Origin of the sequence: Candidatus Thiosymbion oneisti (assembly GCF_900092655.1) — a bacterium.
Taxonomy (GTDB): domain Bacteria; phylum Pseudomonadota; class Gammaproteobacteria; order Chromatiales; family Chromatiaceae; genus Thiosymbion; species Thiosymbion oneisti.
Map to the genome: position 1 here is coordinate 1 of NZ_FLUY01001415.1, position 284 is coordinate 284.

The 284-nt window shown below is 55.6% G+C and carries 1 protein-coding gene; it reads left to right on the plus strand.

From position 1 onward, the window contains the following. The coding region (locus BQ17_RS14490; RefSeq protein WP_176722442.1) for a leucine-rich repeat domain-containing protein at window positions 1-284 on the plus strand (284 nt) is incomplete at both ends.

Below are 284 nucleotides of genomic sequence, written 5' to 3' on the forward strand. Positions count from 1 at the left end.
GAAGTTGCCCGAGTCCATCAGTCAGCTCCAGAAACTCACTCACCTTAATCTACGCGGTAACCAGCTCTCAGAGCTGCCTGAGTCCATCGGTCGGCTCCGGCGGCTCACTCACCTTGATCTCAGTAACAACCGGCTCTCGGAGTTGCCCGAATCCATCGGTCAGCTCCAGCAGCTCACCAACCTTGATCTACGTGGCAACCAGCTCTTGAAGTTGCCCGAGTCCATCAGTCAGCTCCAGAAACTCACTCACCTTAATCTACGCGGTAACCAGCTCTCAGAGCTGC